Source organism: Serratia sp. N21D137 (assembly GCF_047530005.1).
Classification (GTDB): Bacteria; Pseudomonadota; Gammaproteobacteria; order Enterobacterales; family Enterobacteriaceae; genus Chania; species Chania fonticola_B.
On sequence record NZ_JBLJAJ010000001.1, the window covers coordinates 236,888 to 262,707 of the forward strand.

Annotated in this window: 21 protein-coding genes; 13 read left to right on the forward strand and 8 right to left on the reverse strand. The window is 53.7% G+C overall.

Annotated features, from left to right (window positions below; all coding sequences use genetic code 11):
• Window positions 1–148 precede the first annotated feature (148 nt).
• Window positions 149–748, reverse strand: coding sequence for a helix-turn-helix transcriptional regulator (locus tag ACMV5H_RS01005; RefSeq protein ID WP_021806826.1), 600 nt, complete (start codon window positions 746–748; stop codon window positions 149–151).
• 778 nt (window positions 749–1,526) lie between these two features.
• Here ACMV5H_RS01005 and ACMV5H_RS01010 point away from each other — a divergent pair.
• Both ACMV5H_RS01010 and ACMV5H_RS01015 read left to right on the forward strand, forming a co-directional pair.
• Window positions 1,527–2,342, forward strand: coding sequence for a winged helix-turn-helix domain-containing protein (locus ACMV5H_RS01010; RefSeq protein ID WP_115159725.1), 816 nt, complete (start codon window positions 1,527–1,529; stop codon window positions 2,340–2,342).
• A gap of 4 nt (window positions 2,343–2,346) precedes the next feature.
• Complete coding sequence (locus tag ACMV5H_RS01015) at window positions 2,347–2,823, forward strand: hypothetical protein (RefSeq protein WP_115159726.1); 477 nt, start codon at window positions 2,347–2,349, stop codon at window positions 2,821–2,823.
• Between the two features lie 18 nt (window positions 2,824–2,841).
• Here ACMV5H_RS01015 and ACMV5H_RS01020 read toward each other — a convergent pair whose 3' ends face one another.
• Window positions 2,842–3,738 (reverse strand): LysR family transcriptional regulator, encoded by an 897-nt coding sequence (locus tag ACMV5H_RS01020; RefSeq protein ID WP_021806828.1) that lies wholly within the window; start codon window positions 3,736–3,738, stop codon window positions 2,842–2,844.
• A gap of 272 nt (window positions 3,739–4,010) precedes the next feature.
• Between ACMV5H_RS01020 and ACMV5H_RS01025 the strand changes: the two genes are divergently transcribed.
• The 4 genes from ACMV5H_RS01025 (at window position 4,011) to ACMV5H_RS01040 (ending at window position 9,331) form a co-directional block, all read left to right on the forward strand.
• Window positions 4,011–5,327, forward strand: coding sequence for a M20 family metallo-hydrolase (locus tag ACMV5H_RS01025; RefSeq protein ID WP_021806829.1), 1,317 nt, complete (start codon window positions 4,011–4,013; stop codon window positions 5,325–5,327).
• Window positions 5,324–6,775, forward strand: a complete 1,452-nt coding sequence (locus ACMV5H_RS01030) for a M20 family metallopeptidase (RefSeq protein ID WP_414821320.1) — start codon at window positions 5,324–5,326, stop codon at window positions 6,773–6,775. Before ACMV5H_RS01025 ends, ACMV5H_RS01030 begins: the two co-directional genes overlap by 4 nt.
• Window positions 6,776–6,866: 91 nt before the next feature.
• Window positions 6,867–8,393, forward strand: coding sequence for a p-aminobenzoyl-glutamate transporter (gene abgT, locus ACMV5H_RS01035; protein ID WP_021806831.1), 1,527 nt, complete (start codon window positions 6,867–6,869; stop codon window positions 8,391–8,393).
• A gap of 119 nt (window positions 8,394–8,512) precedes the next feature.
• The gene (locus ACMV5H_RS01040) at window positions 8,513–9,331 is read left to right on the forward strand and encodes a shikimate 5-dehydrogenase (protein WP_261454326.1); all 819 of its coding nucleotides are present in this window, start codon (window positions 8,513–8,515) and stop codon (window positions 9,329–9,331) included.
• Between the two features lie 42 nt (window positions 9,332–9,373).
• Here ACMV5H_RS01040 and ACMV5H_RS01045 read toward each other — a convergent pair whose 3' ends face one another.
• Entirely contained in the window at window positions 9,374–11,563 is a 2,190-nt protein-coding gene (locus ACMV5H_RS01045) for a TonB-dependent siderophore receptor (RefSeq protein WP_414821321.1), read from the reverse strand.
• A 374-nt stretch (window positions 11,564–11,937) separates the two neighbouring features.
• Here ACMV5H_RS01045 and ACMV5H_RS01050 point away from each other — a divergent pair, with 374 nt between their 5' ends.
• Window positions 11,938–12,909, forward strand: coding sequence for a colicin-like pore-forming protein (locus ACMV5H_RS01050; protein WP_414821322.1), 972 nt, complete (start codon window positions 11,938–11,940; stop codon window positions 12,907–12,909).
• 801 nt (window positions 12,910–13,710) lie between these two features.
• Here the strand turns inward: ACMV5H_RS01050 and exbD are convergent.
• Window positions 13,711–14,133, reverse strand: a complete 423-nt coding sequence (exbD, locus tag ACMV5H_RS01055) for a TonB system transport protein ExbD (RefSeq protein ID WP_021179543.1) — start codon at window positions 14,131–14,133, stop codon at window positions 13,711–13,713.
• Between the two features lie 3 nt (window positions 14,134–14,136).
• Window positions 14,137–15,129: a tol-pal system-associated acyl-CoA thioesterase gene (gene exbB / locus ACMV5H_RS01060; protein ID WP_021806836.1), complete on the reverse strand. Its 993-nt coding sequence runs from the start codon at window positions 15,127–15,129 to the stop codon at window positions 14,137–14,139.
• Window positions 15,130–15,697: 568 nt separating this feature from the next.
• Between exbB and ACMV5H_RS01065 the strand changes: the two genes are divergently transcribed.
• Complete coding sequence (locus ACMV5H_RS01065) at window positions 15,698–16,354, forward strand: DedA family protein (RefSeq protein WP_021806837.1); 657 nt, start codon at window positions 15,698–15,700, stop codon at window positions 16,352–16,354.
• Window positions 16,355–16,368: 14 nt separating this feature from the next.
• Here the strand turns inward: ACMV5H_RS01065 and ACMV5H_RS01070 are convergent, their stop codons facing one another.
• Window positions 16,369–17,274 carry a LysR substrate-binding domain-containing protein gene (locus ACMV5H_RS01070; protein ID WP_414821323.1) on the reverse strand — a complete coding sequence of 302 codons (906 nt, stop codon included), beginning with the start codon at window positions 17,272–17,274 and terminating at the stop codon, window positions 16,369–16,371.
• 105 nt (window positions 17,275–17,379) lie between these two features.
• Between ACMV5H_RS01070 and ACMV5H_RS01075 the strand changes: the two genes are divergently transcribed.
• Entirely contained in the window at window positions 17,380–18,402 is a 1,023-nt protein-coding gene (locus ACMV5H_RS01075; RefSeq protein WP_021806841.1) for a zinc-dependent alcohol dehydrogenase family protein, read from the forward strand.
• Here ACMV5H_RS01075 and ACMV5H_RS01080 read toward each other — a convergent pair.
• Window positions 18,399–19,283: an AraC family transcriptional regulator gene (locus ACMV5H_RS01080; RefSeq protein WP_414821366.1), complete on the reverse strand. Its 885-nt coding sequence runs from the start codon at window positions 19,281–19,283 to the stop codon at window positions 18,399–18,401. The genes ACMV5H_RS01075 and ACMV5H_RS01080 overlap by 4 nt on opposite strands.
• 221 nt (window positions 19,284–19,504) lie before the next feature.
• On the opposite strand from ACMV5H_RS01080, the gene yqhD reads away from it, so the two are divergent.
• The 4 genes from yqhD to ACMV5H_RS01100 all read left to right on the forward strand — a co-directional run bounded on the left by yqhD (window position 19,505) and on the right by ACMV5H_RS01100 (window position 23,519).
• Window positions 19,505–20,668 (forward strand): alcohol dehydrogenase, encoded by a 1,164-nt coding sequence (gene yqhD / locus ACMV5H_RS01085; RefSeq protein ID WP_414821324.1) that lies wholly within the window; start codon window positions 19,505–19,507, stop codon window positions 20,666–20,668.
• Between the two features lie 156 nt (window positions 20,669–20,824).
• A complete protein-coding gene (gene ahr / locus ACMV5H_RS01090; protein ID WP_021179534.1) occupies window positions 20,825–21,871 on the forward strand; it encodes an NADPH-dependent aldehyde reductase Ahr in 1,047 nt (348 codons plus the stop codon).
• Between the two features lie 87 nt (window positions 21,872–21,958).
• Window positions 21,959–22,774 carry a 2,5-didehydrogluconate reductase DkgA gene (dkgA, locus tag ACMV5H_RS01095; protein WP_021806845.1) on the forward strand — a complete coding sequence of 272 codons (816 nt, stop codon included), beginning with the start codon at window positions 21,959–21,961 and terminating at the stop codon, window positions 22,772–22,774.
• Between the two features lie 139 nt (window positions 22,775–22,913).
• A complete protein-coding gene (locus ACMV5H_RS01100; RefSeq protein WP_414821325.1) occupies window positions 22,914–23,519 on the forward strand; it encodes a transglycosylase SLT domain-containing protein in 606 nt (201 codons plus the stop codon).
• 131 nt (window positions 23,520–23,650) lie between these two features.
• On the opposite strand, the gene ACMV5H_RS01105 is transcribed toward ACMV5H_RS01100, so the two are convergent.
• Window positions 23,651–25,816 (reverse strand): YgiQ family radical SAM protein, encoded by a 2,166-nt coding sequence (locus tag ACMV5H_RS01105; RefSeq protein ID WP_021179531.1) that lies wholly within the window; start codon window positions 25,814–25,816, stop codon window positions 23,651–23,653.
• Between the last annotated feature and the right edge of the window lie 4 nt (window positions 25,817–25,820).

Here is a 25,820-nt window from a genome sequence, read left to right on the forward strand (position 1 = left end):
ATTGAGAAAAAACAATACGGCGCAAACAAGTCGGCATAATTAGGAATTATCGAACCCGATAATCACCTTGGTGCCATAGGGCTCAACAAAAGGCTCCGCTCTCCAACCGCTGGCTACGGAGGTTGCCATACCAGCGCCTGTAATTGGTTTATTGCAGGCTATTTCCCTGCCACAGGCCACCTTGCCGCAGCCAGTAATATAATTCGCCATTACGCTTGAAACCGAGCTTGCGCATCGCCGTGAGTTTATGGGTGCTGACGGTCTTGACGCTAAGCGAAAGTTTACTCGCGATCTCGTCAGGTGTTAATTCCTGTGAGATCCCTTGCAGAACGTCGCGCTCGCGCGGGGTCAAATGCAAATGCCGACACACACTTACCGTATTGTCTGTCAAAGACGACTGACTTGCCTGCTCAAACATCTCCTCGACCAAACGCACCACGGCATCAGGCCGTTCCTTGCGACCTAATCGTGCGGGCTCATGCTGACGTATTACATTCTCAGCGGCCGTATCATTTATGATAATCGTCCCAAGCCGTCGATTCACCGGATTTTCCCGACGAGCATTGAACCGCGATGACCAGCCAAAGGGGTTGACACAAACCATCAGGTCGATCGTGATCCCAGACGCAACCGGCACAAAACTCCATGTACAGCCTTTAGCTAGAAAATAGTCCTGCAAAATATGTTGAATGCCCAGAGCAAAATAACGGTTGCTATCCTGAATAGTGATAACAATATGTGGTGTCATTTTAGTTCCTTATGAATCGGCAAGAAAACACGCGATAATATGGGTTTCGTTTATATGGCAAATAATCCTTGACGCTATTGCCCTCAAACAAGGGGTGCGGATACCTCCGCATGCCTAAAATAGGTTATTCCTATAATGACGTAGCTAATTACTGGCCAGCTAAAGTGAAGCTGGCAACCGCCTTGAATTAACCTTTGGTAACAGTGGCAAACGCACCATCACCCTGCAGATAGACACTGAAGTTCAGGGGATTATGCCTTTTGGCAGCTTTTGGATGGTGGTTGGCTCAGTCAGCTTAATGGGACCGCTAGCACCCTCAATGACGAGGCTAGCCCGCAATATCCAAGGGCCTGCGACGGCAGCTACGTTACCATTGAAGGATACCGTCACTTTACTCGTGGCATTTGGCTCGTTACCGATTTCACCGTTACGTACACTCTTTAAACGCTTTTGCCAGTGGTTTGGCGTTGCGATAAATCTTAATGAACAGACAACAAACAAGCAAAATAACCTACTTAATACATAAAAATTAGATTTAATGACTTAAAATTATCAATTTTAATATATTTAATGCTTTTTGGGACAAAAAAAAACCGATAAGCGAGTAGGTAATACTGTCTTGAATTCAACTAGTTATTATTGCTGAAAAAATAGTTCAAATCAGGGTTGACTACGGTAGCGGGTTGCCACTAAATTCCTACGCACAGTCAAGCCATTAAGACTATTCTTATTACTGGACGCAGTTCAACACTAACACCAAGGATGCTCGGTTATCGCCATGAAATATATAATAAACCTTAATATTATCTTTGATCCTGACAATAGAATATTGACGGTTAAAAATGACATTCAGCAATCTGTTGAATTATCAAAGCCAGCAACCCGATTACTCAGTGAGTTGATTAACAACAATAGGGTCAACCTTGCTCGCGATGATCTGCTAAAAAACGTCTGGGCGGACTATGGCTTTTCACCGTCGAATGCCAGCCTGAACAACCATATTAGTGAGTTACGCAAAGCTTTCACTAATCTCGGCGTGAGTAAGGATATCATTTCCACCGTTCCCCGCGTCGGTTTTAGAATGGATGCAGAAATCCATCCGATACAAAAATCGGAGCAGGGAATAACAGAAGAAGCACCGGTAACCGGGGTTCCTGTCACTGAGGAGTCCAATACCTCTTCAGAAACCCTACCACCGACAATGACCGAGGAAGGAGAGCATCAATCTATCTATTTATCGTTAAAAAAACACAAGATGATAATCTACATACTTGCTCTTTTACTGTTACTGACCACGGTAACGGGCACGACCATGCTGAGACACAGCAAAAAAGAGAGCGTGAACTTCGTGGTGACTCATGAAAAATGCAGTATCTATAACTTAAATGACGACAAGCCAAATAAAGAGTTTACGGCTAAAATCGTCAAAGAGATAGAAGCGGAAGGCATAGACTGTTCGCGGGAAGATCTGGATGTTTTTTATGCAGAAGCACACCCTAATAACGACCGTTTCAGAGTCCGGCTGCTCGCTGCCTGCAGTAAAATTGACGCCACCAGCTATAAAAATTGTTTAAATTACAAAACAGTAGAGTAATAACATGAAAAAAATCGTCGTAGCCCTGCTGTTGATTATTAGTTTATGTTCAACCCTTTTTTATATTTATCAGGTGCAGTCCCGCAAGCCGTTCCATTGTGATGCTCAGCTGTTCGCACACCTCAAAATCAATGAAGCTGACGCAGTTGAGGTCAACACCCATGTCGACGTCATTTTTAGGTCGGCATATGATGGGATTTTGAAATTTTCCGGTTCAATAAAGAATAAGGGCCATGACTATATCCTGAGAAGGACCGTCTACTTTACCGTCGCCCCGTCGGAGCTGGAAAACGTGAACGAAATCGTCTTTACCCGTACAGAGAGCCACCCTACGGATAATACGCCAGCAGACCTTTGGCAAAACAGAGTGTTACCGCAAACCCCTGGCATCGGGTTTTACTCAAAGATCAGGGATTTAGATAGAGATGCCATTATTATCAAAGGGTTTACTAATCCTCTGATCGTCTGCATTCGCCGCTAACGCCCCCCGGAGAAGCTGCTACCGGCAATGCTGCCTGAACAGGCGGGCCAGGTAGGCGCCCATCGGCGTGAGCGTCGTATCCTTGCGTTGGATCAGGTAAAAGGTCGCTTTTGGTAAGGCTTCGTCCAATTCCAACGCGACCAGATGGCGGCCCAGGATAGGATCGGAAATCACATCAACCGATAGAATGCTGACAAAGTCACTCTGCGCCACCAGGCTGGTACAGGCCATAAAGGTTTCGCAGGTGACGCTGATCGCCGGTGCCATCCCCATATCACCAAACAGTTCATGTAGCAGGCGGTAGTAGCTGCCATTTGGGGTTGGCATAGTCCAATCGCAATGTTGCAACTCTTTGAGCGTGCGGGCGTTCTCACAAGGGTGCCCTTTGCGTACCACCACCTTGTATTCTCTTTCCATCAGCCGCTCAAAGCTCAACTCATTGTCCATGCTGCTGGGGTAGTAGGTATTAATGGTAAAATCCAACTCCCCCTGGCGTAGCTCCGGGATCATCGAGACCAGTTGCCCCTCCACGATGCGCACCTTCACATTGGGATATTCCCGGTGAAACTGGGTGATCACTTTCGGCATTACCGTGCGAGCAACGCTGCCACCAACGCCGATATTGACCGAGCCGCCCGCTAGCCCCAACCGCTGCTGAATATCTTCCTGCGCTACCCGCAGCTCTTCGAGGATCAGGCTGGCATGCTGAAAAAAGTTATCGCCGCAGTCGGTTAATACCACCCCTTTGCTGCGGCGGACAAACAGCTTGGCGCCGAGCACCTCTTCCAACTCCTGAATCGACTTGGTCAACGCAGGCTGGGAAAGGTTACAGGTACGACTGGCGGCGCGGATACTGCCCTGGCGGCTGACTTCCACAAAGGCGCGTAACTGGTGCAATTTTATCGAGGCTGGCATAGGCGATTTGCGATAACCGTTGTTTATCAGTAGCAAGATATTGGCATCTTATTTAACCCGATACCATTGTGTACATTCGAAAAAAACAAAATAAATAACCCAATCATCATTTCGCTTATTTACACGCAGTATTGCGCTCAATAGGCGCCTTTCACGGCTTTTTAGCAACTAATTACATAAATATTCAATTTTAATTTAATTGCCTGATCCTCGTCAGTGCACCACATCTGCCTGAATTTTATTCAAGGCGTGATAACTAATGGAAAACTGCTATGAACACTCCGCTTTCAACGTTAGTGACCGAACTGTATCCGCAGCTGCAAGCCTGGCGCCGTGACTTCCACCACCATGCCGAATCTGGCTGGCTTGAATTCCGTACCGCTTCGCTGGTGGCGGAAGAGTTGGATCGATTAGGTTATCAGTTGCAACTCGGCCGCGAGGTGATTAACGCCGAAGCCCGCATGGGGCTACCCTCGTCACAAATCCTGGCGGCGCAAGAACAACGAGCCATCGAACAAGGTGCCCTGGCGAAGTGGCTCCCCTTCTTTTCCGGTGGTTTTACCGGCATTGTCGCCACGCTGGATACCGGCCGCCCTGGCCCCACCATCGCCTTTCGCGTCGATATGGACGCACTCGATCTCAATGAACTACTGCATCCCGACCATCTGCCGTTCCGTGAAGGTTTCGCCTCCTGCAATAGCGGCATGATGCACGCCTGCGGGCACGATGGGCATACCACCATCGGCCTGGGGTTGGCGCGGGTATTCAAGAGCCTGGAGCCACAGCTGCATGGCCGCATCAAGCTGATATTCCAACCGGCCGAGGAAGGTACCCGCGGGGCCAAATCGATGGTGGCAGCTGGCGTGGTCGATGACGTCGATTTCTTTACCGCCGTGCATATCGGCACCGGCGTACCGGCCGGGGAACTGGTGTGCGGCAGCGACAGTTTTATGGCTACCACCAAGCTGGACGTCACTTTCCGTGGCGTGGCATCCCATGCCGGTGCCAAACCGGAGGATGGCCGCAATGCCCTGCTGGCAGCGGCGCAAGCCAGCATTGGGCTGTATGCCATCCCTCGTCACAGCGAAGGCAGCTCACGTATAAACGTTGGCGTGTTGCAAGCAGGCACCGGCCGTAACGTGATCGCAGACTCCGCCTTTATGAAGGTAGAGACACGCGGTGCCACCAATGAGATCAACGAGTTTGTCTATCAACAGGCGCTCAACGTCATCCAAGGAGCCGCCACCATGCAGGGGGTGGAATACGACATCGCCCTGATGGGCGCGGCGCAAAGCAGCCAGCCGACGCAACCTTGGGTGGATTACATCCACCGCCAGGCACTCAGCATCGGCGAGCTTGCTTCAGTAGTCGATCGCCGCGAGCAGGCTGCGGGCTCAGAGGATGCCACCTACATGATGGAACGGGTGAAATCTCACGGTGGGCAAGCATCCTATGTGATTTTCGGTTGCGAACTCAGCGCCGGGCATCACAACGAGAAATTCGATTTTGACGAGCAAGTACTCACCGTGGCGGTAAAAACGCTGGCTACCCTGGCACTGAACCTACCGACTTTTGGGAGCGCAGTATGAAACAGCCGGAACTGGTCTCTTTTATTCATCATTACATCGATAGCCATCAGGCCCACTTCAGTGCCTTAAGCGATGAGATCTGGGATCACCCAGAAACTCGCTTTACCGAAACCCACTCCGCCGAACTACTGGCAAACGCCTTGGAACAAGAGGGTTTTGCAGTTGAACGCGGCGTTGGCGGCATTGAAACGGCGTTTATCGCCAGCTTCGGTAGCGGCCATCCGGTGATCGCCTTATTGGGTGAATACGATGCATTGGCCGGTCTGAGCCAGCAGGCGGGCTGTGCCACCCCGTCTCCGCTGGTGGAAAACGGCAATGGTCACGGCTGTGGGCATAACCTGCTCGGCACCGCAGCACTGGCCGGGGCCTTTGCGGTTAAAGCCTGGATGGAACAACAACAGTTAACCGGCACGATACGCTTTTACGGCTGTCCAGGAGAAGAAGGCGGCTCTGGTAAAACCTTTATGGTGCGTGAAGGGCTGTTCGCCGATGTGGATGCCGCCCTCGCCTGGCACCCGGAAGGCTTCAGCGGCATGTTCAATACCAGCAGCCTGGCCAATATTCAGGCCGCGTTCCGCTTCAAGGGCGTCGCCGCTCACGCGGCCAACTCGCCGCATCTCGGCCGCAGCGCGCTGGATGCCGTGACGCTGATGAACACCGGAGCCAACTTCTTGCGTGAACATATCGTGCAGGAAGCCCGGCTGCATTATGCGGTCACCAATACCGGCGGCAGCTCCCCCAACGTGGTGCAGGCCGATGCCGAAGTGCTTTACCTGGTGCGAGCTCCACAACTCGATCAGGTGCAGGATATTTACCAGCGCCTGGTCAACGTAGCCAAAGGTGCAGCGCTGATGACTGACACCCAGATGACGGTGCACTTTGAAAAAGCCTGCTCCAACTACATCCCCAATCGCCGCTTGGAAAAGGCGATGTATCAATACGTGTGCGATTTCGGCTTACCGGATTACAGCGACGAAGAGCGGCGGTTTGCCACGGAGATCCGCCAAACGCTCAGCAAGGACGACCTGCGCAATGCCAAACTGAATATTTCACGCACTGGTGGGGTCGCTGGGCAGGAATGGGTAAAGCAGTTGGGCGATAAGGTGTTGATGGACGAGGTCGCTCCCTACGTGGAGTCACAAGAAATCCTGTACGGCTCTACCGACGTCGGCGACGTTAGTTGGGTCACGCCAACGGCTCAGTGCTTCAGCCCCTGCTTTGCTCTGGGCACGCCGCTGCATACCTGGCAGTTGGTCGCCCAGGGCCGCACTTCAATAGCCCATAAGGGCATGTGTCTGGCAGGTAAAGTGATGGCCGCTACCGCCGTCGCCTTACTGAGCGATAACGCTTTGCTGAACGCCTGCCGCGAGGAGTTCCGCCAGCAACGTGCCGAACAGCCTTATCAATGCCCCATCCCTGCGGGGGTGAAACCTTCCCCACTGAAGTAAATCCCGACCGTTCTGGCTCCCGTTCCGAGCCAGACCACCATAGCGACCCATAAAACTATAAAAATCTGATGACGGACAAGAGGGTAATATCATGAGTGAGATAGCATCATCCGCCAATAAAAGCCCCGGGCGTATTTTTTACTGGGTAGAACGTATCGGTAATAAAATCCCCAATCCCTTCCTGTTATTCGTTTATTTAATCGTGGTGTTAATGCTCGCCACCGCGCTCATTTCCTGGTTGGGCCTAGTGGTGAAAAACCCGGCTACCGGGGAGATGATCCAGGTAAAAAATCTGCTGAGCGTGGAGGGAATACAATGGATCCTCCCCAACATCATCCACAACTTCAGCGGATTTGCGCCATTGGGGGCGATCCTGGCGCTGGTGATCGGTGCCGGTCTGGCGGAAAAGGTCGGCCTGTTGCAGGCGCTGATGTACAAAATGGCCTCACACGTCAGCGCCGGCTACGCCAGCTATATGGTGCTGTTTATCGCCTTCTTCAGCCATATTTCCTCCGATGCCGCACTGGTGGTAATGCCGCCGCTGGGGGCGTTGATCTTCCTGGCCGTCGGGCGTAACCCCATTGCCGGGCTACTGGCGGCGATCGCCGGTGTCGGCTCGGGGTTTACCGCCAACCTGCTGATTGTCACCACCGATGTGCTGCTTTCCGGCATCAGTACCGAAGCGGCCAAAGCGGTTGACGGCGCAATCCACGTCAGCGTGATCGACAACTGGTACTTTATGGCCACCTCGGTGATCGTCCTGACCATTACCGGCGCGTTGCTAACGGATAAGTTTATCGAGCCACGGCTACCAAAATGGCAAGGCACCGCCGAAGACAAGCTAGAGGTGCTCACTCCATTACAAAACCGTGGCCTGATGATGAGCGGGATCGCCGCGCTGGTATTTATCGCCGTGATGGCAGCGCTGGTGGTGCCGGAGGGGGCCCCGCTGCGCGATCCGCAAACCGGCTCGGTGATCCCCTCGCCCTTTATTAAAGGCATTGTGCCGATCATCATCCTGTTCTTCTTCACCGTCGCCATCACTTACGGCGTCGTCACCAAGACCATCCGCCGCCCGGACGATATCCCCAACCAGCTGGTGGAGCCGATGAAGAACATGGCTGGCTTTATCGTCATGGTGTTCCCGCTGTCGCAGTTTGTAGCGTTCTTCAACTGGAGCAACATGGGCAAGTTTATGGCCATCGGCCTGACGGATCTGCTGGAGGCGGCCGGAATGAGCGGTGCTCCTGCGTTCCTCGGCCTGATGTTCCTGTCTGCCTTCCTGTGCATGTTTATTGCCAGCGGCTCCGCCATCTGGTCGATCCTGGCCCCGATCTTCGTGCCGATGTTTATGCTGTTGGGCTTTCACCCGGCCTTCGCCCAGATGATTTTCCGCATCGCAGACTCATCCGTGCTGCCACTGGCACCGATGTCGCCATTCCTGCCGCTATTCCTTGGCTTTCTGCAACGCTACCTGAAAGACGCCAAACTCGGCACCTACTACGTGCTGATCATGCCCTATCCGCTGGTGTTCTTCGCCGTCTGGACCCTGCTGCTGGTGGTGTGGTACATGCTGGGGCTGCCTATCGGGCCTGGGGTCTACCCGAAAATGGGGTAAACCAATGCCGAAAAAATTGTGCTCAATACCCCGTCTTTTGGCGTAAGCTGAACCGATTATCCCCGCCGGATGCTTGCCAGCCGGTGGGGACACTTATTTCAATGCGCTAAGGGCCTGCTATGAGTCGTGAAATCAACAAAGATACGCAGCTGTGTATGTCACTGGCCGGTCGGCCAGGCAATTTCGGCACCCGTTTCCACAACTATCTGTATCAGGAACTGGATCTGAACTTCATCTACAAGGCGTTCACCACCAAAGATATTCAGGCAGCGGTCGGCGGCGTGCGCGCTTTGGGTATTCGCGGCTGTGCGGTTTCCATGCCGTTCAAGGAGAGCTGTATTCCGTTCCTTGATGAGCTGGATGCGTCGGCCACAGCCATTGAGTCAGTCAATACCATCGTCAACGACGACGGCTTCCTGCGGGCCTATAACACCGACTATATCGCCATCGCCAAACTGCTGGCGAAATACCAGATCCCCCCGGCCACCTCGTTTGCCCTGCGTGGTAGCGGCGGTATGGCCAAAGCGGTGACCGCCGCCCTGCGCGATGCAGGGTTCAAGAACGGCCATATCATTGCGCGCAACCCACAGGCGGGCCAGGCGCTGGCAGCGCAGTATGGTTATCAGTGGCAGCCAGAAGTGGGCGATTTACAGGTTGAGATGGTGATTAACGTCACGCCGATCGGCATGGCGGGCGGTAGCGAAGCCGAGCAGTTGGCCTTTGAACCAGCCACCATCCAGACTGCCAAGATCGCTTTCGACGTGGTTGCACTGCCAGCAGAAACCCCGCTGATCCGCTATGCACGGGAGCAGGGTTTGCAGGTGGTGACCGGTGCAGAAGTGATCGCTTTACAGGCTTTGGAGCAGTTTGTGTTGTACACTGGCGTGCGTCCTTCCGATGAGCAAATCTCTCGCGCTGCGGCACATGCTCGTGGCTAATGGTATCCCCTCACCAGAGGGGATACGTCATACCAGCAGCGATTAGAACGACAGGGTCAGGCCCGCGTAATAGGCCCGGCCCGGTTCGTTGTAGGTCGAAGCCCCTTCATTTTCACGGTAGATCTGCTTGTCGAACAGGTTGGTGACGCCGGTTTTCAGGCTCAGATCCTTCATCAGATCGTAATTGACGCCAATGCCCACCACCGAATAAGCCCCGACTTCCTGAGTGGAAAGCGTGCCGGCTTCGTTACGGATCTCCGCATATTCGCGCGGCTTTTGCCGACCATACATCGTCCAATTCAGGTTGGTGGAGAGCTTATCGGTGACCTGATAATCCAGCAGGGTATTCACCGTATACTTGGGGATCACCGACAGAGGATTACCGGTATCCTTGTTTTCGGAGGTGATCATATAGGTCGCGTTGGTGCGCCAGGTGAGCATGTCCTCAACCAATGGCACCACCAGGTTACCCTCCAACCCTTCGACCAGCGCTTTACCGCCGTTTTCCCAACGCAAGATGTTGTAACCGTTAGAGGCATAGCCAACAATCTCGGTGCCCGCCACGATCTTGTTTTTATAGTCGTTGCGGAAATAGGTGATGCCTGCATCGTAACCTGCCCAGGTAAATTCCAGGCCGATCTCTTTGTTAACGCTGGTTTCCGGATCCAGATCGTTATTCCCCAGCAGATAGCAGCTGCCTGAAACTATGTCCTTCGGGCACCCGTTACCACGGGTGGATAACAGATAGCCTTCGCTGGACTGGTATAGGTTTGGCGCTTTAAAGGCTCGGGCAATACCGGCCTTCAGTTTGAAATACTCGCCAAGCTCCTGCGAAATGTTCAGGCTTGGGCTCCAGTTAGCGCCATATTTATTGTGATAGTCGAAGCGCAGCCCAGGGATCACAAAGGTTCCCGCCAGCGGCTCGATGTTATCCTCAAAATAAAGTGAACTGGTGTCGGCGCTATTTTTAGCGCTGCGCTCGGAGGGATCGCCAGAGACGCCGCCGATGATGATGCCACTGGAGTCGGTCATCTGCATGGATGCCGGATCGTTGAGCTTTTCACGGTTCCACTCGGCACCCAGCGTGACGTTCTGCTCAAACAGCAGATCCAGCGGGATATTCAGCTCACCGCCGGTGCGATAATTCTCCAGCCGGCTGGTGTTGTAAGTATCGTCGTTGATCATCCCCTCGATGCGGCCAGTTGTGCCCTCCGCCAGACGGGTATTGTTGGTTTTCTCATAGTTAAAGTTCAGCCGGGATTGGCCCCAATCCCAGATGCCATTATGGGTAATGCCGTAGCTCTGGCGATACAGGCGGTTAGTTTCCTGGCCGTACAGCGAAGCCACCAGACCGCCTGGGCTGAGATTGCCATTGCTGTATTGGGTATCGCCCGCGTAGATATTGCCTTGGCGGCTGTAGGCATAGTCAAAGTCGAGGATCTGCTGCGGGTCTATTCTCCAGGAGAGTGAGGCATTGATATCTTTGTTTCTGACGCCTTCACGCCCTGCGGCATAGGAACCGTTCTGCTGGGTGTTGATGTCATAGGCATCGGCATCGGTTTTATTGAGGTTACCGAACAGGCGCATGGTCAGCACGTCACTGACTAGCGGGCCGCTTAAACTGAAGTTGGCGCGGTTGGTCGCCCCTTCCTTGCTGTTTTCGGGCTGGTTGGTAAACAGCGAAAGCGTGCCATGCCAATCTTTGGTTGGGCGTTTGGTAATGATATTAACTACCCCGCCAGCTGCACCCGAACCATAGCGGGCTGCAGCCGGGCCACGTAACACCTCAATGCGTTCAACCATTTCTGCGGGTACCCAGTTGGTATCGCCACGAGTATCCCTTTCGCCACGCCAACTATAACGCACTGAATCACGTGAGGTTGCCGGGACACCGTCGATCAGGATCAAGGTGTTTTCCGGCCCCATTCCCCTTATATCAATCTGCCGATTATTACCTCGGCTACCGCTAGCGCTGTTGCCGGTAAGGTTGACGCCTGGCATTCTGCGGATAATGTCGGAGAGGTCGTTGACCGGTGGCGTTTTGCGTATATCCTCGGCGGTGATAATCGAAACCCCGGGCTGTTGTTTCAGTTCTTCCGCCGCGGTGGCACGCACCACCATGGTCTCGCTGTCTTCTGCTGGCACCTCCTCTGCCGCCATCCCACCGCTACTGAAAAGCCCCGCCAACAAGATCGCACAAGGTCGCAGTCTGCTGTTGTTAGGTATAACCATCGTAATAATCCCTTTTATTTAAAGTAGATAATAATAATTGTAACCATTTCTGTAATTGAGAATTGTAATGATAACCATTAGCACTTAAACGCAGGAAAGCGTAAATTCACAATTTCTCCATACTTCTGGCGGGTTATTTTTTAAGCGGAAGAATGGCGAATATGGCTATCGAGGGTTATGCAACAGGCGGCACATCAGGGAGCAGCGAGGATAGCTGGCAAAGCCAACACTTGTCACTTTTGTGTCAGTTACGGCACAACTGAGAATCATTATCATTCATTTAGTTGCACGCTGGAAACGAATATCATTCTCAATACTGTATATAAACACATATACAGAGCTCAACCTAATTGTGAACAAGAAGAGGAACTCATATGATTGATGAAATTGTTGGCTACGATCCCTACAGTTGGAATAATGGAGTAGCTCCAGAACCGGGGCTAGCATGGGACGGTGGCGCTTGGGGTTGGCCTACAACAGGTATTGACTCTGGCGATCTAATGATTGTTTGGCCTGCAGGAGATAACTCAGTATCTGACCAAACCAAGGAGTTATTAGACAATAATATTTGCCTGCGCTGCGGACAGAAAAACTGTCCCTATATAAAGAATGGAAAAGATTATAAAGAGCTCAGAAGTGCATTGAGCAAAGGAAATATGCCTTTAGCCAAAAAAATATACATGACTCGATTTGCTCAATTTGGCGGAATGAATAAAGGCACATTTAAAGAAGCACTTAAAAAACAAAAGGAGGCAAAGGCCAAAGCAGAAAAAGCATTTTTGCTAAACATTTCTACCATTGTTTCCAGCTCAGCAGAAGGGATCAGTAAACGTTTGGGTAAAAATTACCAACTTGCTGCTGATGAAATTGCCAATAACATTAAAAATTCCCAAGAAAAGAGAATAAGAGACTTTAATGATGCAATGGCATCTTTAAATAAAATCATGTCAACTCCTGGTATGAAAATCAACAAAGGAGACAGAGATGCTCTTATTCATGCCTGGAGATATACGAATGTTAACGACATGGCAAACAAGCTCAGTAATTTTGGCCGATTCTTTAAAGTCGCAGATCTGGTGATTAAGGCTGAGAAAATACGCGAAAAAAGTATAGAGGGCTACGAATCTGGGAATTGGAAGCCACTGATGTTAGAGGTGGAGGGCATGGTGTTGAGTGGGGTAGCGTCTAGTGTTGCCTTGGCAATAGTGACTGGAATACTCTCTTTATTTTCAATGTCTGTATTACCAGTAATAGCCGCCATCCTGGTAATTAGCATTGCGTCATCTTTTATTGACGCGTCACTTGCCGAAACACTGAACAATAAAATCATAGATTTATTAAATTGATATAAAGCCCGGCGCTCTTATCGTCGGTCTGCGTACTCTGATGGGAACCTCACCAAAAACCATAGGAAAAGTGAAGTAAATAAATATATCCCAGTAAAAGTAATCACGTAATAGACAAAAAGAAAATAATCATTAGAAGATAAGAATTTAAGCAGTCTGTTTCCATGTGATACATCAAGTGAGCAAAAAATAAACATATAAATATATATAGCGTAAACGATAGAAAAGAGAAAAAATCTGACTATTATCGAATACAAACCGACACTACTAAGCTTAAGCCTTAGATGACTTCTGTATTTAATGACAAAGTAAAAGGCAAAAAAAATAACGCTAACTTGCAATACAACCCTAAGACTGAACTTAATAAAATATTATCAGAGGATATATTTATCGGGTGAATTTTAGTTATCTCAACGCCAAGTTCAAATAGTTGGGCAGTTGGGTTTAATTTAAAGTAACAGAAAAGCAAAAACAAGGGACATAGCCCAACAGCTAATGTCATAAACAGTTTTCGCTCAGCGATACCGCTTTCCCCTTCCCGCATCACGCCCCCAAATTTTGCAATTAATACTAATTATTCTCTATACTATTCTTGAATACACTCAATTGATAAAGAGTATCATTATCAATTGTAACATGCCAGAATTTCTGCAAGAAATGTTCAATGCCGGAATACCACAGGCACCATTCAGGCTATTGAAGCGCAATCACTGAGTAGCGTAGGAATTTTCAGGTTGGTATCTAGATAAGACAAAGGGGCTAAACAGCCCCTTCAGATGTTTTTAACAGCGGTGTTAAGCGTTACTTGGCCACACCTTCCATTCCCACCAGCCCCACTTTCAGGTAGCCGGCTTTGCGTAGCGTATCCATCACGCTCATCAGCGTTTCATAATCTACGGTCTTGTCCGCCTGGAAAAAGATGGTGGTTTCTTTATTCGCCTGCGTACGTTGATCCAGCACCGCCGTCAGCTGTTCCGCCGTCACCGGCTCATCGCCCACGTACAGCTGCTTGTCTGCCTTCACCGACAGGAACACCGGTTTTTCCGGACGCGGCTGCGGTTTAGCGGAAGAAGCAGGCAGATCGACACGAATATCTACCGTTGCCAGCGGCGCAGCCACCATAAAGATGATCAACAGCACCAGCATGACGTCGATAAACGGCGTCACGTTGATTTCATGCAGTTCGCCGCTGTCGTCCAGATCTTCATTTAAGCGCATCGCCATAACTCACCCCACCCGCAGTTGGTGCGCATGCTGCGAACGTTTGGCATCGGCCGAGGCCGCCAGATCCAGATCGCGGCCCAACAGCAGCAGCACCTGTGCCGCCACATCGCCCACCTGAGCACGGTGGCCGCCAATAACGCGAGCAAAGATGTTGTAGATCACTACCGCAGGGATTGCTGCAACCAGACCGAGCGCAGTGGCCAGCAAGGCTTCCGCAATCCCCGGGGCAACGACCGCCAGGTTGGTGGTTTGCGAATGGGCAATGCCGATAAAGCTGTTCATGATGCCCCATACGGTACCAAACAGGCCGACAAACGGTGAAATGGCGCCGATGGTAGCCAGGAAGCCATTGCCGCGCCCCAGCTGACGCCCGTAGGCCGCTACGCGGCGTTCCAGACGGAAACCGGTACGCTCTTTAATACCGTTATTGTCGTTAGAGGCCGCCGACAGTTCCAGTTCGTTCTGCGCGTCTTGCAGCAGCACCGCAGTGATGCTCTCTTGTGAGAAATCTTGCGCCAGTTCGGAGGCATCGTCCAGCGAACGCACGTCGGCCAGCGCCAACTGCTCACGGCGCAGACGGCGCTTGGAACGAAACAGCTCGCTGCCTTTGGCAAACAGAATGGTCCAGGTGACAATAGACGCCAGCACCAGGCCAATCATCACGATTTTCACCACGATGTCGGCGTGCTGATACATGCCCCAGACGGAAAGGTCCATGCCGCGCGTTTCAGGCGGTTGGATGGTCGGTTCAGGATTAACCGGGGTGATATTTTCCGGGGTACCCGCCACTGGGGTTACCGCTGTTGGTGTGGCCGGTGTCGTTGCCGCGGCAACGCTTTCAGCGACTGCTGGTGCAGTGGCCGGTGCCGCCTGAGCGTTGCCCGCCAACCCCACCACCAATACCAGTGAGGCGATCACACTGCGCCCCAATGCGCCCCATTGCCCACGGCCTGCGCCCTGAGCACTTTGATTTGTCATTTTGCCAGCCGTTTTCACGCTGTGCCTCCACCCATTTCAACATTGAAGGAAGAATTCAGCGTGCGATCATATCAAACCAATCAGGGATTGATAGTAGTTATCATTATTATTTGAAGAATTACGCATCGACGAGCAAAAAATGATACAACCCCAGTCACTATCAGGGTTTGCGCGTCTTTTGGCATAACATTGCCCACCCATAATGCTAACAAAATCATCACTCAAACTGCTGCTTTTTACCCCAACAGGCCACAAACGGTGTGAATAGCTCAGCCATGACTGCGGGAAAACGTCTGCAAGCGAGGCATGCATCCCCTACGTAAGGGCTAGATAAAATCACACAGCAAGGTACAAGGTTTTACAGCGTTTTTACTTGGTCATACCGACGGTCGCCTGTACTTTTTCCGAGTTTTACGGCCTTTGCCACATTTTCTATGCTCTGTTTAATGTCCGCTTAAGCTAATAGCGGTACACTATATGGTGCTCAAGGGCCTCACCGCCGTGTGTGGCCTATATTTACCGGTGAGCATGGCTATAACAGCACGGTAGCCTATAGAAAGTCAGCCCAGGCACCCCAGGATAAAGAATGGATGTATTAAGAGAAATTGTTCACGCACTGTGGACGCAAGACTTTACTGCACTTGCCGATCCCAGCGTGATTTGGGTGGTTTATGCCGTCCTTTTTACCACCTTGTTTTTGGAAAACGGTTTGTTGCCCGCTTCCTTCCTGCCCGGAGATAGCTTACTGCTGTTGGCCGGTGCCTTGATCGCCAAAGGCGTGATGAACTTTATCCCCACGCTGATTATTCTGACGGTCGCCGCCAGCCTTGGTTGTTGGCTCAGCTATCTGCAAGGGCGATGGCTTGGCCATACCTCGGTGGTGAAAGGCTGGTTGCTACAGCTACCAGCGCAATACCACCAGCGTGCGCACATGCTGTTTAACCGCCACGGCCTGGTCGCTTTGCTGATTGGCCGTTTCCTGGCGTTTGTACGCACCCTGTTGCCTACCATGGCCGGTATCTCGGGCCTCAATAGCGCCCGTTTTCAAATCTTTAACTGGCTCAGCGGCTTGCTGTGGGTAGGCTCGGTAGTCACGCTAGGCTATGCCTTTAGCCAAATCCCACTGGTGAAACGCCACGAAGATCAGGTGATGGCCGGGCTGATGATCCTGCCGATGGTGCTGTTGGTCGTTGGGCTGCTGGGCGTGATGCTGGTCGTTTGGCGTAAAAAACGCGCTTCCTGAATCGGGTGGCGCGGCTATAGCGCCATCCTCGCGGGCAGGTGGCTGACCAGCGCATCCACCGCCAGCCGCACTTTCAAGGGTAAATGCGGCGTAAGCGGCCAGACGGCATGCACCTCAAAGTCTTTCCCCGGTACCTCCCCCAATACCTGCTGCAATCGGCCTTCCAGCAAGGCATCACGGATTAGCCAGCATGGCAGCCAGGCAATGCCAAACCCAGCCACCGCCGCGTCGGCAATCGCCTGCAGATCGTCCATCAACAAACGGGGTTTAGGCATCACTTCTCGCATTGTTCCGTCTGCCTGCGGGATCAACCAGCTACGTATCATTGCGGCGTAGCGATAAGCGATGGCATCGTGCTGGTGCAGTTCCTCAATGCTGTCTGGGGCACCACAGCGAGCCAGATAATCCGGCGAGGCGCATAGGGTCATACGGTTATCCCCTAGCCTTCTAGCCACCAGCCCGGCACTGTCTGGCAATGGGCCGTTACGCACCGCCAGATCGAATCCTTCCTCGGCCACATCCACCACCCGATCGCTGAATGACAGATCGAGTTCCAATCCTGGATGCTCACGCGCCAACGCGGTAAGCACCGGCGCGATACACAGGCGGCCAATCAGCACCGGCATCGAGACCCGCAACCGACCACTGACCTGCCGCTTACCGCTTTCCAGCAGGTTCTCTGCGACGCGGACCTCCTCCAACGCCCGTAAACAACGCTCATAGAACAGCGCGCCATCGTCAGTCAGATTCAGGCTGCGGGTGGTGCGGTGAAACAACCGCACGCCCAGCCGTTGTTCCAGCCGGGCGATAGTTTTACCCACCGCCGAACGGGAAAGATGCAGCCTGTTGGCCGCCAGCGCAAAGCTGCCCGCCTCCACCACGCTGACCAATACCGAGATACCGCTTAATCGGTCGCTCATTTTTTGTAGCCTTTTAGGAAACAATCTTGGGAAAAATTATCGCCACTGGTGATTTTAAATCAACGTTATTATCTGTGAATATCTTCAACCCATCAGGAGCACCACATGGCCGATACCATGCAACGTTGGACGATGAACGCCGTAGGGCGTGAGCATCTGCAATTAACCGAAAGCGCTATTCCACAGCCGGGCCCACATCAGGTACGGGTGAAAGTGAACGCCGTGGCGCTGAACTACCGCGATAAGATGGTGATAGAAGGCACCATGCCGTTGGATCTGCCGCTGCCGTTTACCCCTGCCTCGGATATGGCTGGCGTGGTAGACGCGGTGGGAAGCGGCAGCACGCGTTTTCGCCCTGGGGATCGGGTGATCTCTACCTTTAGCCCAGACTGGATCGACGGAAAACCTGACGGTGATGCCCGCACTCCGCCTTATCGTGCATCAGGCGGTACTTATCAAGGGATGCTGGCGGAATACGTGGTGGTTGATGAGAGCTGGCTGAGCGCGTCACCTACCACACTAGACGATGCCCAAGCCAGTACCCTGCCCTGCGCCGGGCTGACGGCCTGGTTCGCCTTAGCAGAACGCGGCCATTTGCGTGCTGGTGAATCGGTATTGGTGCAAGGCACCGGTGGTGTTGCCCTGTTCGCGCTACAGATTGCCAAAGCCCACGGAGCGCAGGTCTTTATCACCTCCGGCAGCGAAGAGAAACTGCTACGTGCCAAGGCGTTAGGGGCCGATCACGGCATTCATCGCCTGCAAGGGGATTGGGTGGAGTCGATCTATCAGCTGACGCAGGATCGCGGTATCGATCATATTGTCGAAACCGTGGGTGGCAGCAATCTGCTCAACTCCCTACGTGCGGTGGCGATCCACGGGCGTATTTCCGTGATCGGCATGCTGGAAGGCGCGGAGATCGCCATCCCCGCAGGCCTGCTGTTGCTGAAGTCGCCACAGATCCAGGGGATTGCCGTCGGCCATCGCCGCGCATTGGAAGATCTGGTTCGCGCCGTCGACGCCAACGGCATCAAGCCCGTCATCGACCAGCGTTACCGTTTCGATCAGCTACACGCGGCGCTCGATCACCTAGATCGCGGTCCGTTCGGCAAAATCGTCCTGACGCGCTAACCCTGCATGATGGCGCTATTGTCCCGCAGCCGGGCGATTTCATCGCTCGGCGTAATGCCAAACAGCCGCTTAAACTCGCGGCTGAACTGCGAAGCACTCTCGTAGCCCACGCGGATCGCCGCCGTGCTGGCCTTAAGACCGTCATGCAGCATCAGCAAACGCGCCTTGTGCAGACGATACGACTTCACATATTGCAGCGGCGAGGTGTTGGTCACCGCCTTAAAGTTATGGTGAAACGCCGACACGCTCATGTTCACTTCATACGCCAACTGTTCGACGTTGAGGTTCTCGGCATACTGGTTCTCAATCCGCCGTAACGCCTTGGCGATCTGGCTGAAATGGGTATGCCGGTTAACCAGCTCCTGCAACGAAGCACCGCAGCTGCCACGCAGCACGTAATAAAGCAGCTCACGCACGATTTGTGGCCCCAGCACCCGCGCATCCAACGGTTTCTCCATCACGTCCAACAGACGTTCTGTGGCGCACAGCATTTCATCGCTAAGCACCGAGAGGTTAACGCCGCAGCTTTCACCCCTAGGCTGCATCAGGTAATCGCCATCACCGATATCGATCAGCAGATCCTGAAGCATCTGGGTGTCGATATTGACCGCCAGCCCCACCAGCGGCTGTTCCGGGCTGGCAAAGGTTTCACACTCAAACGGCAGCGACACCGTCATCAGCAGGTAATTGCGCGGATCGTACTGAAACACCTTGCTGCCACAGTAGCCCACCTTATGACCCTGAAAGATGATGACAATGCCTGGCTCATACATCACCGGCTGACGCGGGTAATATTCGTCGGAATACAGCACCTTCACCATGGGTACGGGCGTTGGGCTATAGCCTTTGGCAGTGGCAAAGCGCATCGCCTGGCGCGCCATACGGCTACGTAGTTCAACGTTCTCCATCAGCAAGCCCCTCTGGTCGTCTGAATAATTCGACACGGATAATAACCATAAACATGCATTTTCTACAGTGTAGTGTAGGAATAGGCAAGACACCGACAGGAATGTGCATTGTGCGATCGTGCCAGGTTGCCGACAATAGACCCCAGTTATTTTGCGCCGTTGGCGCTTCCCTGACCCGAAAAGAGAATACGATAATGCAAAACTTCATCCTCCATACCCCAACCAAAATCCTGTTCGGTAAAGGCCAGATTGCCGAATTAGGCAAACAAATCCCGGCAGACGCCCGCATTCTGATCACCTACGGCGGTGGTAGCGTGAAGAACAACGGCGTGCTGGATCAGGTCTATGCCGCGCTGGCTGGCCGCAACGTGCAGGAGTTCTCCGGTATCGAGCCTAACCCGACCTATGAAACCCTGATGAAAGCGGTGGAAGTCGTGCGGGCAGAAAAGATCGACTTCCTGCTGGCGGTCGGCGGCGGTTCAGTGGTTGATGGCACCAAATTCATCGCGGCAGCGGCCGACTACCAGGCCGATCGCGATCCTTGGCATATCCTGAAAACCGTGGGCAGCGAGATCGCCAGCGCAGTAACGATGGGTTGCGTACTGACCTTGCCAGCGACCGGCTCCGAATCCAACAGCGGCGCGGTGATCACCCGTAAGAGCAGCGGCGACAAACAGCACTTCTTCTCTCCGCTGGTGCAGCCTCTGTTCGCCGTGCTCGATCCGGTGGTGACTTATTCGTTACCACCGCGCCAGATCGCCAACGGCGTAGTGGACGCCTTTGTCCACACCATTGAGCAATACCTGACTTACCCGGTCGATGCCAAGGTGCAGGATCGCTTTGCCGAAGGCCTGCTGTTAACGCTGCTGGAAGATGGCCCACGTGCGCTGGCCGAACCGGAAAACTATGCGGTACGTGCCAACGTGATGTGGAGTGCCACCATGGCGCTGAACGGCCTGATCGGTGCTGGTGTGCCGCAAGACTGGGCAACGCATATGCTCGGCCATGAGCTGACCGCCATGCACGGTCTGGATCATGCGCAAACCCTGGCCGTCGTCCTGCCTGCCTTGCTGGTAGAGAAAAAAGCCCAGAAGCGCGAAAAACTGCTGCAGTACGCCGATCGCGTCTGGGGTCTGCGTGAGGGTTCCGAAGAAAGCCGTATCGACGGCGCGATTGCCGCCACCCGTGCCTTCTTTGAGCAAATGGGCGTGCCAACCCGCCTGTCTGATTATCAACTCGACGGTAGCTCCATCCCTGCGCTGCTCGACAAGTTGCACCAGCACGGCATGACCGCTCTGGGCGAGAATGGGGACATTACGCTGGAAGTCAGCCAACGCATTTATCAAGCGGCACGCTAATTGCTGGCGCACGATTTCATCGCAACATCACAGTTTCCTGCTAGGCTTTAGTTTCTACTTACCGTGCCCGACCGATCATCGGGCACGGTTGTGCGCCTTGTCCGCGCTTTCGATCGCGTCGCATAACATCGTCTCGTTAACTCATGGGAGAATTTTATGGCGAACCAATCCAGCTCCGTATCTGACAATAGCATTCGTGCCTGGGCCGCGCCCGGCCAGGGACAGCCGCTTGAACCCTTTACCTTCGACGCCGGTGCATTAGGCGACGATGAAATTGAAGTTGCTATCGATTACTGTGGTGTCTGCCACTCCGACCTCTCCATGCTCAATAATGAATGGGGCATGACCCACTATCCGTTCGTGCCCGGCCATGAGGTGGTGGGCAAAGTCACCAAGCTCGGTGCCCATGCGCAGAACAAAGGGCTGAAGATTGGCCAGGTGGTGGGCGTTGGCTGGAATCGTGGCAGTTGTATGCACTGCCACCCCTGTATGTCTGGCGATCAGCATCTGTGCAACGAGGTACAACCTACCATCATTGGTCGCCACGGCGGTTTTGCCGATCGCATCCGCAGCCACTGGGCCTGGGCGATCCCACTGCCGGAAGGCGTTGACGTGACCAGCGCCGGGCCGCTGTTCTGCGGCGGGATCACGGTGTTCAACCCGCTATTGCAGTACGATGTCCGCCCGACACAGCGCGTTGGCGTGGTCGGTATCGGCGGCCTGGGCCACATGGCGATCCGCTTTATGCATGCCTGGGGCTGTGAAGTCACCGCCTTTACCTCGTCCAACAGCAAACGTGACGAAGCGCTTTCGTTGGGTGCACACCGCGTGGTGGCCAGCAATGACGGCGCCGCATTACAGGCCATCGCCAATCAGCTCGACTTTATTCTGGTCACCGCCAGCGCCTCTTTAGATTGGGATGCCTTTATCGGCACCTTGGCCCCGAAAGGCCGCCTGCACTTCGTTGGGGCGATCCCCGACCCGGTGCCGGTTCAGGTATTCTCGTTTATCAGCAAACAGGCTGAACTTTCCGCTTCACCTACCGGTGCCCCTTCACGCCTGGCCGATATGCTGGCGTTCTGCGCCCGGCATGGCATTGAGCCGCAGGTGGAGCATTTCCCATTGAGCAAGGTCAACGATGCCATCGCGCATCTTGAAGCGGGCAAGGCCCGTTATCGTATCGTACTGGATATGCACGCTTGAGCTCGCAAACTCGGCAAGCGCTGAGGTGGCGAACTAAAATTCATGTAAGCAGGCTTTGGCCTGAAAGCAGTCATAAGGAGATAGCGCATGCAACCCATCATCAAACTCCACGATGGTAATCTGATGCCGCAGTTGGGACTCGGCGTATGGCAAGCCAGCATTGAAGAAACTACGCAGGCCGTCACCAAGGCGCTGGAAGTCGGCTATCGCTCCATCGATACCGCCGCGATTTACAAAAACGAGGAAGGGGTGGGTGCCGCGCTGCAAGCCACCGCGATCCCACGTGAAGAGCTGTTTATCACCACCAAGCTGTGGAACGACGATCAGGGCGATCCGCAGGCAGCACTGGAAACCAGCCTGAAAAAGCTGAAGCTGGATTACGTCGATCTCTACCTGATCCACTGGCCGAAACCGGCACAGGATCGGTATGTCGAAGCCTGGCGCGGCTTGATCAAACTGCGTGAGCAAGGGCTGGTGAAAAGCATCGGCGTCTGTAACTTCCACACGCCACACCTGCAACGCCTGCTGGATGAAACCAGCGTCGCGCCGGTGATCAACCAGATCGAACTGCACCCGCTGCTGCAACAGCGCCAGCTGCGCGCCTGGAACGCGACTCATCACATCGCCACCGAATCCTGGAGCCCATTGGCGCAAGGGGGTGAAGGCGTCTTTGATCAACCTCTGATCAAGAAGCTGGCGGAGAAGTACAACAAGACGCCGGCACAGATCGTCGTGCGCTGGCATCTGGACAGCGGCCTGATCGTGATCCCGAAATCGGTTACGCCCGCGCGCATTCGTGAAAACTTTGAGGTGTTTGATTTCAAACTGGATAAGGACGAACTGGGCGAAATCACCAAGCTGGATATCGGTAACCGCCTGGGGCCGGATCCAGACTCTCTGTAAACATCACGGGGTCGCACTGTCGGCCCCGTTGCTTTATTGTTGGCAGCCTCTCGCGTTAATTGGCTTTTAACCCAAGATCTTATCGGTCACTGGCGCTATGATATGGCGCAGCGATCCGATCACAGCAGCTTGGAGTTTCATGACCTTCTCTTTCTCATCTTTGCCGCGCCTGACCATAGTGTTAATGCTGTTGGTGCTGGCGGGCTGTTCCAGTAAGCACCAGCGTACTAGCCACGATCCTCACGCCTATGACGATGAAATCGAAGACGCGGCCGACGAGTATGATGTCGATGAAAAGCTGATCGCCGCCATTATTCAGGTAGAGTCCGGCTTTAACCCCAAGGCTGTCAGCCCTTCCAACGCCATCGGCCTGATGCAGCTCAAGGCGAATACCGCCGGTTGTGATGCCTACCGCTTTAAAGGCAAACGCGGCTGCCCGGATGATGACGATCTGTTGGATCCAGAAACCAATATCGATCTGGGGGCAGCCTATATCGGTGCGCTGCAACAGCAGCAACTGAAGTGGATTGACGATCCGGTGACCCGCCGCTATGCCACTGAAGTGGCCTATGCCAACGGCGCAGGAGCCTTGCTACGTACCTTCTCCAGCGATCGCAAAAAAGCCATCAGAATGATCAACAACCTGTCACCCGAGGCCTTTCACTGGCATGTGCGCCAGTACCATCCCTCACCGCAGGCACCGCGCTATATGCTGAAGGTCGAGGCGGCGTATAACAGTTTGTAGCCTGGCAATAGCTAGCTCCATAGCGTCTTTCCTGAAAGGGATAACAAAATAATATCCTCACCAAGGGATAATTTATGGAATATCCCCTAGAGGGGATAAAAGAAAGGGAGCCACTTGGGCTCCCTGCTCTATCAGGCCTTACCGTTGCGGATAGGCTTGCGCGGTGGCTTGTTGGACGGCGTGCGCTGGCGGGTAATGTCCGTGTGCTTGGTCAACGCCGGGCGGGTATGCCGCTGTAAGCGCTTGGCCTCGCGCTGCTCGTCAATGCTCGGTGCTGGCACCAGGCATTCGCGACGGCCACCAATCAGGTGCTTCATCCCCATCTCTTCCAACGCGGTGCGGATCAGCGGCCAGTTGAGCGGATCGTGATAGCGCAACAATGCCTTATGCAGGCGGCGCTGGCGATCGCCCTTCGGAATAAACACGTCTTCGCTCTTATACCCCACCTTACCCAACGGGTTCTTACCGCTGTAATACATGGTGGTGGAGTTCGCCATTGGCGACGGGTAGAAGTTCTGTACCTGATCGAGACGGAAACGGTTTTTCTTCAGCCACAGAGCCAGATTCACCATGTCCTCATCACGGGTGCCCGGATGCGAGGAGATGAAATAAGGGATCAGATACTGCTCTTTACCTGCCTGTTTGGAATACTGATCGAACAGCTGCTTGAAGCGATCGTAGCTGCCCATCCCCGGCTTCATCATCTTGGACAATGGCCCGGTTTCGGTATGCTCCGGCGCGATCTTCAGATAGCCGCCCACGTGATGGGTCGCCAGTTCCTTGATATAGCGCGGATCTTCAACCGCCAGATCGTAACGCACCCCGGAGGCGATCAGGATCTTCTTGATCCCTTCCAGCTCACGGGCGCGGCGGTAAAGTTTGATGGTCGGCTCATGGTTGGTATCCATATAGGTACAGATTTCCGGATACACACAGGAGGCGCGACGGCAGGTTTGCTCGGCACGCGGGTTGGTACAGCGCAACATATACATGTTGGCCGTTGGACCACCCAGATCGGAGATCACCCCGGTAAAGCCCGGCACCTTGTCGCGGATCTCTTCGATTTCACGCACGATCGAGTCTTCCGAACGGCTCTGGATAATGCGCCCTTCATGCTCGGTGATTGAACAGAACGAACAGCCGCCGTAGCAGCCACGCATAATGTTCACCGAGAAGCGGATCATATCGTAGGCCGGGATACGCTCTTCGCCATAGGATGGGTGCGGCACACGCTGGTACGGCAGGGCAAACACGCTGTCCATTTCCGGCGTGGTGAGCGGGATCGCCGGTGGGTTGATCCACACGTAGCGGTCGCCGTGTTTTTGCATTAACGCACGGGCGCAGCCAGGGTTGGTTTCATGGTGCAGGATGCGCGAAGTATGGGCATACAGCACCTTGTCCGCCTTTACCTTCTCAAAGGAAGGCAGCAACACATAGGTTTTTTCCCACGGTTTGGGTTTGGCGGCACGCACGGTGACGGGTTTTGCCTCTGGCTCTGGCGTGCTGCCATCGGCACAGGGCAAATCTTCACCGTAAGGATTAGGGATTGGCTCGATGCGGCCCGGTTTGTCCAGGCGAGTAGAATCCACCCCGCTCCAGCCCGGCATGGCCCCTTTACGCATCACGGCGGTGTTACGGATATCGTGGATGTCCTGAATTTTTTCACCCGCCGCCAGGCGATGCGCCAACTCCACCAGCGGGCGTTCGCCGTTGCCGTAGATCAGCATATCGGCCTTGGAATCCACCAGCACCGAACGGCGCACGGTATCCGACCAGTAATCGTAATGGGCAATACGGCGCAGGCTGGCTTCGATACCGCCCAGGATGACCGGAACATCTTTATAGGCTTCTCTACAGCGTTGGCTATAGACCAGGGTCGCGCGATCCGGGCGTTTGCCACCCACGTTACCGGCGGTGTAGGCATCGTCATGACGCAGCTTACGATCGGCGGTATAGCGGTTGATCATCGAATCCATATTGCCGGCGGTCACACCAAAGAACAGGTTCGGTTTGCCCAAACGCATAAAGTCTTCTTTGTTGCTCCAGTCCGGCTGGGCAATGATCCCCACGCGGAAGCCCTGAGCCTCCAGCATGCGGCCCACAATCGCCATGCCAAAGCTTGGGTGATCGACGTAAGCATCCCCGCTGATCACAATCACATCGCAGCTATCCCAGCCTAATTGGTCCATCTCCTCACGCGACATCGGTAAAAACGGCGCGGGGCCAAAACATTCGGCCCAATAAGGCTCATAGGAGAACAATTCACGTTCGGGTTGGATCAGGCTGGTAGTGCTCATTCGG

What these genes read in the sequence shown, in the direction of transcription:
- ACMV5H_RS01005 (WP_021806826.1), bottom strand. Translation starts at nt 748, where the DNA reads ATGACACCACATATTGTTATCACTATTCAGGATAGCAACCGTTATTTT.
- ACMV5H_RS01010 (WP_115159725.1), top strand. Translation starts at nt 1,527, where the DNA reads ATGAAATATATAATAAACCTTAATATTATCTTTGATCCTGACAATAGA.
- ACMV5H_RS01015 (WP_115159726.1), top strand. Translation starts at nt 2,347, where the DNA reads ATGAAAAAAATCGTCGTAGCCCTGCTGTTGATTATTAGTTTATGTTCA.
- ACMV5H_RS01020 (WP_021806828.1), bottom strand. Translation starts at nt 3,738, where the DNA reads ATGCCAGCCTCGATAAAATTGCACCAGTTACGCGCCTTTGTGGAAGTC.
- ACMV5H_RS01025 (WP_021806829.1), top strand. Translation starts at nt 4,011, where the DNA reads ATGAACACTCCGCTTTCAACGTTAGTGACCGAACTGTATCCGCAGCTG.
- ACMV5H_RS01030 (WP_414821320.1), top strand. Translation starts at nt 5,324, where the DNA reads ATGAAACAGCCGGAACTGGTCTCTTTTATTCATCATTACATCGATAGC.
- abgT (WP_021806831.1), top strand. Translation starts at nt 6,867, where the DNA reads ATGAGTGAGATAGCATCATCCGCCAATAAAAGCCCCGGGCGTATTTTT.
- ACMV5H_RS01040 (WP_261454326.1), top strand. Translation starts at nt 8,513, where the DNA reads ATGAGTCGTGAAATCAACAAAGATACGCAGCTGTGTATGTCACTGGCC.
- ACMV5H_RS01045 (WP_414821321.1), bottom strand. Translation starts at nt 11,563, where the DNA reads ATGGTTATACCTAACAACAGCAGACTGCGACCTTGTGCGATCTTGTTG.
- ACMV5H_RS01050 (WP_414821322.1), top strand. Translation starts at nt 11,938, where the DNA reads ATGATTGATGAAATTGTTGGCTACGATCCCTACAGTTGGAATAATGGA.
- exbD (WP_021179543.1), bottom strand. Translation starts at nt 14,133, where the DNA reads ATGGCGATGCGCTTAAATGAAGATCTGGACGACAGCGGCGAACTGCAT.
- ACMV5H_RS01065 (WP_021806837.1), top strand. Translation starts at nt 15,698, where the DNA reads ATGGATGTATTAAGAGAAATTGTTCACGCACTGTGGACGCAAGACTTT.
- ACMV5H_RS01070 (WP_414821323.1), bottom strand. Translation starts at nt 17,274, where the DNA reads ATGAGCGACCGATTAAGCGGTATCTCGGTATTGGTCAGCGTGGTGGAG.
- ACMV5H_RS01075 (WP_021806841.1), top strand. Translation starts at nt 17,380, where the DNA reads ATGGCCGATACCATGCAACGTTGGACGATGAACGCCGTAGGGCGTGAG.
- ACMV5H_RS01080 (WP_414821366.1), bottom strand. Translation starts at nt 19,283, where the DNA reads ATGGCGCGCCAGGCGATGCGCTTTGCCACTGCCAAAGGCTATAGCCCA.
- yqhD (WP_414821324.1), top strand. Translation starts at nt 19,505, where the DNA reads ATGCAAAACTTCATCCTCCATACCCCAACCAAAATCCTGTTCGGTAAA.
- ahr (WP_021179534.1), top strand. Translation starts at nt 20,825, where the DNA reads ATGGCGAACCAATCCAGCTCCGTATCTGACAATAGCATTCGTGCCTGG.
- dkgA (WP_021806845.1), top strand. Translation starts at nt 21,959, where the DNA reads ATGCAACCCATCATCAAACTCCACGATGGTAATCTGATGCCGCAGTTG.
- ACMV5H_RS01100 (WP_414821325.1), top strand. Translation starts at nt 22,914, where the DNA reads ATGACCTTCTCTTTCTCATCTTTGCCGCGCCTGACCATAGTGTTAATG.
- ACMV5H_RS01105 (WP_021179531.1), bottom strand. Translation starts at nt 25,816, where the DNA reads ATGAGCACTACCAGCCTGATCCAACCCGAACGTGAATTGTTCTCCTAT.